The organism is Bradyrhizobium sp. NAS96.2 (assembly GCF_001908235.1).
In the GTDB taxonomy this organism is placed as follows: Bacteria; Pseudomonadota; Alphaproteobacteria; order Rhizobiales; family Xanthobacteraceae; genus Bradyrhizobium.
Map to the genome: position 1 here is coordinate 1 of NZ_LGHK01000207.1, position 11,030 is coordinate 11,030.

Below are 11,030 nucleotides of genomic sequence, written 5' to 3' on the forward strand. Positions count from 1 at the left end.
ATCGCAAGATGCGCGGCGGGTGAGGGGGACTCTCCGAGCATTCGATATCCGTGTAGACAGCCCCTCACCCCAACCCTCTCCCCGCAAAGAGCGGGGCGAGGGAGCGGATACAGCGCGATTCGGGGATAGAATGACAACCACGACCGAGATCTCCTCCCTCACCCCTCGGCCCCGCATCGACTGGACCCGCCCGGTGCTGTGGTTGTTCGCGGCGGTGCTCGTCCTCCTGATCCTGCTGCCGCTATCGTGGCTGGCAGTGTTCGCCTTCACCGACAAGAACCGCCATCCGACGCTTGCCAACTTCGTCACCCTGTTCAGCAATCCCGATTTCCTCGATCCGCTGCTGACGACCGCGATCATCGCAACCACATCGGCGCTGATCTGCTGCATCGTCGCGGCTCCGATCAGCTGGCTGGTGTCGCGCACCGACATGCCGGGACGGCAGACCATCCGCGCGCTGGTGACGGCCTCGTTCGTGACGCCGCCGTTCCTCGGCGCGGTCGCCTGGGAGTTGCTGGCGGCGCCGAATTCGGGGCTGCTCAACCAGCTCTACCGGCTGTTCGCCGGCGAGGACGCCGACGCGCTGTTCAACATCTATTCGATGACCGGGATCATCTTCGTGATCTCCTGCTACACGTTCCCGTTCGTGTTCGTGCTGGTGGCCAATGCACTCGACACCATGCCGGGCGAGCTGGAAGATGCCTCCGCGATCCTCGGCGGCAATGCCTGGACCACCGCGCGGCGGGTCACGATTCCGCTCGCGCTGCCCGCGCTGGTCGCCGGCGCGCTGATCGCCTTCCTGCAGGCGATGACGCTGTTCGGTTCGCCGGCGATCCTGGCGCTGCCCGCCGGCTTCCACACCATGACCACCAAGATCTGGAGCCTGTTCCAGTATCCACCCAAGCTCGAGCTGGCGGCCGCTGCCGCCGTGCCGCTGCTGGTGCTGACCATCCTGCTGCTGCAGGGCCAGAAGGCGCTGCTCGGCCGGCGCGGCTATTCGGTGATCGGCGGCAAATATGGCGCGCCGCGCCGGGTCGAGTTGCGCGGCTGGCGCTGGGCCGCGCTCGGCTTCTGCCTCCTGGTCCTGCTCAATCCGGTGTTCTTGCCTTATCTGGCGCTGCTCAACGCCGTGTTCTCGCCCAACGCGACCACGCTGGTGACGCCGTCGACGGCCACCTTGCACAACATCGTCTTCGTGTTCACCGAGCTGTCGTCCGCGCAGCTTGCGTTGAAGAATACGGTCATCCTCGGCACCGCGACCGCGACGATCGGCACCATCCTCGCGCTCGTCATCGCCTACGTCACGACGCGGAAGGTGATCGCCGGCCACCGCGTGCTCGGCTTCCTTGCCACCGCGCCGGTCGCCGTTCCCGGCATCGTGCTCGGCGTCGGCCTGTTCCTGAGCTACACGCGGCCGCCCTTCGTTTTGTACGGCACGCTGTGGATCCTGCTGCTGGCGTTTCTCACCATCAATTTGCCCTCGGCCTACCAGCAATTGCATGCGGCGTTCGCGACCATTCATCCCGAGCTCGAGGAAGCAACCCGCATCCTCGGCGCGACGCGATTGCAGGCGCTGCGCCAGATCACCGCGCCGCTGCTGCGCACCGGCGTGATCGCGACCTGGTGCTTCATCTTCATCGGCGTGATGCGGGAACTGTCGGCCGCGATCGTGCTGTTCACCTCGCAGACCAAGGTGCTCAGTGTCCTGATCTACGATCTCAATGAGGGCGGCGACCTCGCCGCGATCGCGGTGCTCGGCATCGCGATGCTGGTGATCACCTTCGCCGTGGTGCTGGCGGTGAACCAGATCCCGATGTCCGGCGGCAATGCCGGCGCGAAGCTGCGGAACGGGTAGCGCACACTCTCTCTACGTCATTGCGAGGAGCGAAGCGACGAAGCAATCCATTCTATCCTGCCGGGGAGAGATGGATTGCTTCGCTTCGCTCGCAATGACGCCGGAAACCACGGCATCACCCCATCTGGCAATCGCCACATTCATCCCGATATAAAGCGGAACCCCGCACCATGAGGATCGTGTGACCCAATCCATCAAGACATCGCCCCCCGTCGCGCCGCGCCGGCCGCATTCCTTCACCACCCACGGCATCACGGTGACCGACGACTATGCCTGGATCAAGGATCCGAAATGGCAGGAGGTGCTGCGCGATCCCTCGATCCTCGATCCTGATATCCGGAGCTATCTCGAAGCGGAAAACGGCTACACCGAGAGCCTGCTCGGCCACACCGACGGCTTGCAGAAGCGGCTGGTCAAGGAGATGCGCGGGCGGATCAAGGAGGATGATTCCAGCGTGCCGTCGCCGGACGGCCCGTTCGCCTATTTCCGCAAGTTCCGCGAGGGCGGCCAGCACGAATTGTACTGCCGCACGCCGCGCGACGGCGGCGAGGCGCATGTCGTGCTCGACGGCGATGCGCTGGCGAAGGACCACAAATATTTCAAGTTCGGCGGCAGCCGGCACTCCAACGATCACAAACTCCATGCCTGGAGCGCCGACACCAAGGGCTCGGAGTATTTCTCGATCCGCGTGCGCGACTGGGCGACCGGCGGTGATCTCGACGACCTCGTCGAGGAGACCGACGGCGGCGTGGTCTGGGCCGCGGATTCGAAAAGCTTCTTCTACGTCAAGCTCGACGACAACCACCGCCCGATGCAGGTGTGGCGGCACAAGCTCGGCACCAGACAGGCCGACGACACCTTGATCTACGAGGAGCAGGATTCCGGCTGGTTCACCCATCTGCACGAGAGCGCGAGCGGCCGTTTCTGCGTGATCGCCGGCGGCGACCACGAGACATCAGAGCAGCGGCTGATCGATCTTGCCAATCCCGACGCGCCGCCGCGGCTGGTCGCGGCGCGCGAGGAAGGCGTGCAATATTCGATCGCCGACCGCGGCGACGAGCTGTTCATCCTGACCAATGCCGACGACGCGATCGACTTCAAGGTCGTCACCGCGCCGCTCGCCGCGCCCGAGCGCGCCAACTGGCGCGACCTGATCCCGTATCGCGAGGGCGTCTATGTGCTCGACGTCGAGCTCTATGCCGGCCACATGGTGCGGCTGGAGCGCGCCAACGCGCTGCCGGCGATCATCATCCGCGACCTCAGGACCGGCGAGGAGCACGCGATCGCCTTCGACGAGGCGGCCTATTCGCTCGATACCATGGGCGGCTACGAGTTCGACACCACCAATCTGCGCTTCGCCTATTCGTCGATGACGACGCCGTCGGAGGTCTATGACTACGATATGGCGACGCGGGCACGCGTGCTCCGCAAGCGCCAGGAGATTCCGTCCGGCCACAACCCGGCCGACTACGTCACCACGCGCATCATGGCGACCTCGCATGACGGCGCGCAGGTGCCGGTCTCGATCCTGCATCACAAGGATTTCGTGCGCGACGGCAAGGCGCCGCTGCTGCTCTATGGCTACGGCTCCTACGGCATGGCGATGCCGGCGTCGTTTGCGGCCAACCGACTGTCGATGGTCGACCGCGGCTTCGTCTACGCGATCGCGCATATCCGCGGCGGCGCCGACAAGGGCTGGGGCTGGTATCTCGACGGCAAGCGCGAGAAGAAGACCAATACGTTCGACGATTTCGCCGCCGCCGGGCGTGCGTTGATCGAGGCGAAATACACGGGTGAGAAGCGCATCGTCGGCCATGGCGGTTCGGCGGGCGGCATGCTGATGGGAGCGGTCGCCAACCGCGCCGGCGAGCTGTTCGCCGGCATCGTCGCCGAGGTGCCGTTCGTCGACGTGCTCAACACCATGCTCGACGACACGCTGCCGCTGACGCCGCCGGAATGGCCGGAATGGGGCAACCCGATCGAGAGCGAGAAGGATTTCCGCACCATCCTGTCCTATTCGCCCTACGACAATGTCGCGGGGAAGGACTATCCGGCGATCCTCGCGATGGGCGGTCTCACCGACCCGCGCGTCACCTATTGGGAGCCGGCGAAGTGGATCGCACGGCTGCGCGCCACGATGCGCGGCGGCGGCCCGGTGCTGCTACGCACCAACATGGGCGCCGGCCACGGCGGCGCCTCCGGCCGATTCAACCGGCTGGACGAGGTCGCGATCGTCTACGCATTTGCGCTGTGGGCGGTCGGGATGGCGGAGAAGGCGGAGGCGTAGATAGCCGTAGCCCGGATACCTCCCCGTCGTCGTCCTGGCGAAAGCCAGGACCCATACCGCGTGATCCATCGAGCACGGAAGTCGCAGTACCGCGGCGTGCAACGCAACTTTCGGTCTTCGCCAAACTCCGCCCTGTGGTTATGGGTCCCGGCCTTCGCCGGGACGACGCCGGAAAGCGTGGCGATCGCTCGTCAGGGACGACAGCACGGTAGCCCTGTTGGTGTACGCAGCTCTCTCCTCGTCGTCGTCCTGGCGAAAGCCAGGACCCATACCGCGTGATCTATCGAGCAGGGAAGTCGCAGTACCGCTGCGTGCAACGCAACTGCCAGTCTTCGCCAAACTCCTCCCTGTGGTTATGGGTCCCGGCCTTCGCCGGGACGACGGCGGAATGCGTGGCGGCCGCTCATCAGGACCACAACACCGTAGCCCTGTTGGCGTGCACAACTCTCTCCTCACCGTCGTCCTGGCGAAAGCCAGGACCCATACCGCGTGATCTATCGAGCAAGGAAGTCGCAGTACCACGGCTTGCAACGCAACTGCCAGTCTTCGCCAAACTCCGCCCTGTGGTCATGGGTCCTGGCTTTCGCCAGGACGACGGTGGAGGGTGCCGCTACCTTCCCTTCGCCTTCCGCCAAGCCGCAAAATCCTTCAGCGTCTGCTCATCCGTTGCGGGATAGAGACCAAAAATGCCGCGGCCGTTCTGCACCTGCTCGGTGACGAAATCCTCGAACACCGTCATCTCGAAGGTCTCGCCCGCGATCTCGTCGGCGAGATGGGCCGGGATCACGATGACGCCGTCGCTGTCGCCGAGGATCACGTCGCCGGGAAACACCGGCGCGTCGCCACAGCCGATCGGAACATTGATCTCGATCGCTTGATGCAGCGTCAGGTTGGTCGGTGCGCTCGGGCGGTGATGAAAGGCCGGGAAGCCGAGCCGGGCGATCTCGGCGGAATCGCGGAAACCGCCGTCGGTGACGACGCCAGCGCAGCCGCGCTTCATCAACCGCGTCACCAGGATCGCGCCGGCGGAGGCCGCGCGCGCATCCTTGCGGCTGTCCATGACCAACACCGCGCCCGGCGGGCAGTCTTCGATCGCCTTGCGCTGCGGATGCGCGCGATCGCGGAACACCTCGATCGTGTTGAGGTCCTCGCGCGCCGGCATGTAGCGCAGCGTGAAGGCCTCGCCGACCATGGTCGGTTGATCCGGGCCCAGGGGATGCACATCCTGGATCATCTGGATGCGCAAGCCGCGCTTGAACAGCGCGGTGGCGACGGTCGCGGTGGAGACGGATTTCAGCTTACTACGGGTGGTGTCGCTGAGTTTTGACATGGTGCGTTGCTCTCTGTGCTTTCGTCATTCCGGGATGGCCCGCGGGGCCAGGCCGGAATCCATCGGGCCGCATAGCTTGAGGTGAAATGGATTCCGGGCTCGCGCTTCGCGTGCCCCGGAACGACAGGGACTAATAAATCGACGGCTCGCCCACCGGCTTGCCGAAACCGGTTTCGAGGAAATCGAAGTCGCAGCCTTCATTGGCCTGCTTGATGTGTTTCGAGAACATCCAGCCATAGCCGCGCTCGAAGCGCTTTTCGGGCTGCTTCCATTCCGCGCGGCGTTTGGCGAGCTCTGCTTCCGGCACATCGAGATTGATGGTGCGCGCGGCCACGTCGAGCGTGATGCGGTCGCCGTTCCTGACCAGCGCCAGCGGACCGCCGATATAGGATTCCGGCGAGACGTGCAGGATGCAGGCGCCATAGCTGGTGCCGCTCATCCGCGCGTCCGACAGCCGCACCATGTCGCGCACGCCCTGCTTCACGAGCTTGGTCGGGATCGGCAGCATGCCCCATTCAGGCATGCCCGGGCCGCCTTGAGGCCCCGCATTGCGCAGTATCAAGGCGTGATCGGCCGTGACATCGAGATCGGGGTCGTCGACCGCCTTCTTCATCGAGGGGTAGTCGTCGAACACCAGCGCCGGGCCGGTGTGCTTGAGGAAACGCGGATCGCAGGCACTCGGCTTGATCACGCAGCCGTCCGGCGCGAGATTGCCCTTCAGCACCGCGAGCGCGCCCTCCTTGTAGATCGGGTTTTCGACGGTGCGGATGACGTCGTCATTGTGGACCTCGGCGCCCGCGATGTTCTCGCCGAGCGTCTTGCCTGACACGGTCATGCAGTCGAGATGCAGATGCTGCTTGATCCGGTTCATCAGGCCGGGCAGCCCGCCGGCGTAGAAGAAATCCTCCATCAGATAGAGGTCGCCGCTCGGCCGCACGTTGGCAATCACAGGCACCTTGCGGCTCGCTTTCTCGAAATCATCGAGCGAAATGTCCTGGCCGGCGCGGCGCGCCTGCGCAATGAGGTGAATGATGGCATTGGTCGAGCAGCCCATCGCCATCGCGACCGTGATCGCGTTCTCGAAGGCCTTGCGGCTCTGGATCTTCTGCGGCGTGAGATCCTCCCACACCATCTCGACGATGCGGCGGCCGGCCTCCGAGCTCATCCGGATGTGGTTGGCATCTGCCGCGGGAATCGATGAGGCACCGGGCAGCGTCATGCCGACGGCTTCGGCGATCGCGGTCATTGTCGAGGCGGTGCCCATGGTCATGCAGGTGCCATAGCTGCGGGCGATGCCGGCCTCCATGTCGACCCAGTCCTTGTCGGAGATCTTGCCGGCGCGGCGCTCATCCCAGTATTTCCAGGCGTCCGAGCCCGAGCCGAGCGTCCTGCCCTTCCAGTTGCCGCGCAGCATCGGTCCGGCCGGCAGATAGATCGCCGGCAGGTTCATGCTGGTGGCCCCGAGCAGCAGGGCGGGCGTGGTCTTGTCGCAGCCGCCCATCAGCACCACGCCATCGACCGGATGGCCGCGCAGCAGCTCCTCGGCGTCCATCGCCAGCATGTTGCGGTAGAGCATCGTGGTCGGCTTCAAGAGCGATTCCGACAGCGACAGTGCCGGCAGCTCCAGCGGAAAGCCGCCGGCCATCAGCACGCCGCGCTTGACGTCATCGACCCGGCTCTTGAAGTGCATGTGGCAGGGCTGCGCATCCGACCAGGTGTTGATGATCGCGATCACCGGCCGGTCGCGCCATTCCTCCGGCGCGTAGCCCATCTGCATCGCGCGCGATCTGTGGCCGAAGGCGCGCAAATCGTCGGGCGCAAACCAGCGCGCGCTGCGCAATTGATCCGGGGTCTTGTTCTTCTTGATCATCTTGGATGCGCCATATGTCTCGAGATTGCTCGCACGCACGCGCTCCCGCCGCGCATGCCCTGCGCCACGCATATACAGGAATTCCGGACGTGTCGTCCCGCGCGCGGCGCAGACGTGCCGTTCACGGACCGCGCCTGTTTCGCAAATCAGGACCAGCCCGCACCGCCCGCTTAGCGTGCGGCGCACAAACTCCGCAATTTGGAAATCGGCGCGTCAACCGGCCTTGACCAGCCTTGGCTTATTTTTGCTGCGCCGTCATCACGATGCGGACCAGATCAGCGGCATTGCGCGCGCCGAGCTTCTTCATGATGTTGGCGCGGTGGTCCTCGATCGTGCGCGGGCTGATCCCGAGGTGACGCCCGGCCTCCTTGTTGGAGGCACCCGCCGTGAATTGCTCGAGCACCTCGCGTTCGCGGCGGGTCAGCGGCTCGCGCCCTGGGAAGTGCAGCGAAGCGATGCGCGACGCCGAGGTCTCGGCCTGGCGTCTGGTATAGGCGTCGATCGCTTCATTCAAGCGGCTGACGATCTCGTTGCCGCGGAACGGCTTCTCGATGAAGTCGAGCGCCCCGTTCTTGATAGCGCTGACCGCCATCTGAATGTCGCCCTGGCCGGAAATCATGAAGATCGGCGCCGGGTAGTCCTCGCCGTGGAGCTCCCGCAGGATATCGAGGCCGGATTTGCCGGGAATGTGCACGTCGAGCAGGATGCAGGCCGGCGTCCTGCTGCGCGCCACCGCGAGCAGCGCGGCGCCGTCCGCAAAGCAGATCACCTTGTAACCGGCGGTCGAAAGGACCACGGAAAGCGTCTCGCGAACGGCGGGTTCGTCGTCGACTACGAAGATTTCCCCGCGAGGAGCGCCATTCTCAACCATATGCATCGTCCATCAGTGGTGAAGCGTGCTACCCAGACTGCACAAGAACCAGTTCGACCATCTCTATCAATGGACCCGTATTTGTACGGGACGTCCGCTTAACGCACAAGTAGCACCGCGTTCCCTAAAAGTGGGGGCAGTGGAGAAACAAGCATGGAAAATGCAGCGGCGGACGGCGTTGCGGTGTGCTTGGACGAGGGCAACGATCCCTACAGCCTGATCGTGACGGACCTGGTCGCGCTGATCGACCATGTCCAGGCGAGCCTGCGGCTGATCGAGGCGGCGATCGCGCGTGAGGCATTGCTGGCCGAGCAGGACGCCGCCGCCGACATCTTCGTGCTCGACGACGTCACCCCACGCTACACCGTCGCGTCCACGACCCTGAAGGCCTGCGACGCCGGCCTCGGCATGGCGCTCGATCGGCTGCGCGATTCAGAGGCACCGGCGCGCTTGCTGAACTGACCGATCGGACCCGTCGGGTTCGACACGTCAGCGCAGATCGTCCCGACGACGCCCAACCCTCGAGGCGACGATCCGTTCCAATTCCTGATTCCCAGCAGATTCGGCCCGCCCAGCCGGGTCAGGCCTTGGCGTCAGGCCTTCTTGACAGCCCTTGGCGTCAGGCCCTGGCCCGCTCTTCGTCGGAGTTCGACCGCCGCTTGCTCGGCTTGCCCTTTAGGAAGCTGATGTCCATTTCGGTGCCGTTGACGCGGACCAGTTCGCAGCGGCGGTAGGCGAGCCCGGTCGAGGACAGCAGCAGGAAGAACTCCTTCAGGTTGAGCCCCTGAATGGAACCCTCGACGGTCAGCGACGCGTCATTGTCGGAGATGGCATTGAGCTGGCAGTCGCGCCGCCAGGTGCCGTCGATGGCCATGATGCAGACATCGACGCCCCGGCTGAACGTAACTCGCTCGATGGATTTGCCGTCCTCCGTCATCGCTCAATATCCAACCGCCATGGCAGGCCTCGGCATCGCCAGCGCTGCCCGCACCCCGCTCGGCCGGTACAGGCCACGCCGCTCGGGAAGCGGCTTGAACGTGTCGGTCAGGCCGACCACGGTCTCGGCGGCACCGAGCACCAGGAAGCCGTCGGCCTCCATCAACCGGGCGAGACGGTTGAAGATGTTGATTTTGGTGTCCTGGTCGAAATAGATCAGCACGTTGCGGCAGAACACCACGTCGAACGCGCCGAGCTGGGAGAAATCGTGCAGCAGATTGAGCTGACGGTGCTGCACCATCGCGCGCAACTCGGGATTGATCTGCCAGAATTCACCCGACTGCTTGAAATACTTCACCAGCATCTGGATCGGCAGCCCGCGCTGCACCTCGAACTGGCTGTAGATGCCGGCCTTCGACTTCTCCAGCACCTCCTGCGACAGATCGGTCGCAACGATCTCGACCCGCCATCCCGCGAGCGCTGCGCCCATCTCCTTGAGGCACATCGCCAGCGAATAGGGCTCCTGGCCGGTCGAGCCGGCGGCGCACCAGATCCGGACGCTGCGGCGCGCGGCCCGCGCCTTCAGGACCTCGGGCATGATGGTGTTGCGGAAATGGTCGAACGGCACCTTGTCGCGGAAGAAGAACGTTTCGTTGGTGGTCATGGCCTCGACCACCTGGACAGTGTGCCTCGACGAGCCGGCCTTGATCTTGGCGATCAGGTCGGGGATGCCGGACAGGCCACATTTGCGCGCCAGCGGCAGCAGGCGGCTCTCAATCAGATATTGCTTGTCCGCGGACAGATCGAGACCGGAATGGTCCTTCAGGAGCTTACGCAGATACTCGTAGTCGGGGGGCGTCACGGGAGCCTCGCAAGGACGAAAGGATGAAACTGGGTGTCAGGCCTCGGCCGGCGTATCGAGCGCCAGCAGGCCCACTTCTTGGAATTTCGCGATCACGATGTCCTTGTCGAACGGCTTCATGATGTATTCGTTGGCGCCGGCATGCAGCGCCCGCGAGATGTGGTCGATGCCGTTCTCGGTGGTGCAGAACACCACTTTCGGCACGTCGCCGCCCGGCATGCGGCGGAGTTGCACGAGGAATTCGAAGCCGTCCATCACGGGCATGTTCCAGTCGAGCAGCACCGCGTCCGGCAGCGCCTGCTTGCAGGCATCGAGCGCGACCGCGCCGTCCTCGGCTTCGATGACGGTGAATTCCATTCCTTCAAGGATGCGGCGCGCGATCTTTCGCACCACTCCGGAATCGTCGACGACAAGACATGTCTTCATGTGTTGGCCTCCTCGTAGAATCCGCCGTCTGCGCGGCGGAGCGTTTACGCTGCAACAGCTGTTCTGGGCACCAGTTCGAGCACGCGATCGACATCGAGGACGACCATGAGCTGGCCGTCGAGGCGGTGGACGCCGCCGGCGAGCTTGGCCATGCGGGGATCGAGGTTGACCGGGTTGTCCTCGCGGCCGTCCTCTAGCAGCCGCAGCACCTCGCCGATCTGGTCGATCAGCAGGCCATAGGATTCGCCGCGCTGGTCGACCCCGACCGCCATCGGCAGCTTGCCGTCGTCGGCCTTCGGCAGCCCGAGCCGGGCGCGCATGTCGACCACGGTGACGATGCGGCCGCGCAAATTGAGCACGCCGGCGATCTCGCTGGAGGCCAGCGGCACCCGGGTCAGCCGCTCCGGCATGAACACGTCCTGCACCCGCGAGATCGGCAAGCCCGAACAGCTGGCCGCCGATCACCGCGGTGACGTATTCGGCCATCGCCCCCTCACTGCTCTCGGTCTTGCTGGTCATCGATTCCCTCGGTCCCGTCATGCCGCCCGCCGCAGCTCGGCGGTCTGCTCCTTGAGCGCCGCGATCAGCCCGGG

At 64.9% G+C, this 11,030-nt stretch carries 9 protein-coding genes and 1 pseudogene; 3 read left to right on the top strand and 7 right to left on the bottom strand.

Features of this window, described 5'->3' with window-relative positions:
* Positions 1-130: 130 nt before the first annotated feature.
* Both AC628_RS34380 and AC628_RS34385 read left to right on the top strand, forming a co-directional pair.
* The gene (locus AC628_RS34380; RefSeq protein WP_074131151.1) at positions 131-1,855 is read left to right on the top strand and encodes an ABC transporter permease; all 1,725 of its coding nucleotides are present in this window, start codon (positions 131-133) and stop codon (positions 1,853-1,855) included.
* 181 nt (positions 1,856-2,036) lie between these two features.
* Positions 2,037-4,142, top strand: a complete 2,106-nt coding sequence (locus AC628_RS34385) for a S9 family peptidase (RefSeq protein WP_074131152.1) — start codon at positions 2,037-2,039, stop codon at positions 4,140-4,142.
* Between the two features lie 610 nt (positions 4,143-4,752).
* Here the strand turns inward: AC628_RS34385 and AC628_RS34390 are convergent.
* From AC628_RS34390 to AC628_RS34400, 3 genes are all read right to left on the bottom strand, one after another.
* Complete coding sequence (locus AC628_RS34390; RefSeq protein ID WP_074131153.1) at positions 4,753-5,472, bottom strand: ribonuclease activity regulator RraA; 720 nt, start codon at positions 5,470-5,472, stop codon at positions 4,753-4,755.
* Between the two features lie 130 nt (positions 5,473-5,602).
* Complete coding sequence (gene araD / locus AC628_RS34395; protein ID WP_074131158.1) at positions 5,603-7,342, bottom strand: L-arabinonate dehydratase; 1,740 nt, start codon at positions 7,340-7,342, stop codon at positions 5,603-5,605.
* 238 nt (positions 7,343-7,580) lie between these two features.
* Positions 7,581-8,213, bottom strand: coding sequence for a response regulator transcription factor (locus tag AC628_RS34400; RefSeq protein WP_050426207.1), 633 nt, complete (start codon positions 8,211-8,213; stop codon positions 7,581-7,583).
* A 153-nt stretch (positions 8,214-8,366) separates the two neighbouring features.
* Here AC628_RS34400 and AC628_RS34405 point away from each other — a divergent pair, with 153 nt between their 5' ends.
* Complete coding sequence (locus AC628_RS34405) at positions 8,367-8,675, top strand: hypothetical protein (protein ID WP_074131154.1); 309 nt, start codon at positions 8,367-8,369, stop codon at positions 8,673-8,675.
* A 157-nt stretch (positions 8,676-8,832) separates the two neighbouring features.
* On the opposite strand, the gene AC628_RS34410 is transcribed toward AC628_RS34405, so the two are convergent.
* From AC628_RS34410 to AC628_RS34425, 4 genes and pseudogenes are all read right to left on the bottom strand, one after another.
* Entirely contained in the window at positions 8,833-9,150 is a 318-nt protein-coding gene (locus AC628_RS34410) for a pilus assembly protein PilZ (protein WP_074131155.1), read from the bottom strand.
* Positions 9,151-9,153: 3 nt separating this feature from the next.
* Positions 9,154-10,011: a CheR family methyltransferase gene (locus AC628_RS34415; RefSeq protein ID WP_074131156.1), complete on the bottom strand. Its 858-nt coding sequence runs from the start codon at positions 10,009-10,011 to the stop codon at positions 9,154-9,156.
* 36 nt (positions 10,012-10,047) lie between these two features.
* Entirely contained in the window at positions 10,048-10,437 is a 390-nt protein-coding gene (locus AC628_RS34420; RefSeq protein ID WP_074131157.1) for a response regulator, read from the bottom strand.
* Positions 10,438-10,481: 44 nt separating this feature from the next.
* Positions 10,482-10,956: pseudogene (locus AC628_RS34425) on the bottom strand (chemotaxis protein CheW).
* Positions 10,957-11,030 lie beyond the last annotated feature (74 nt).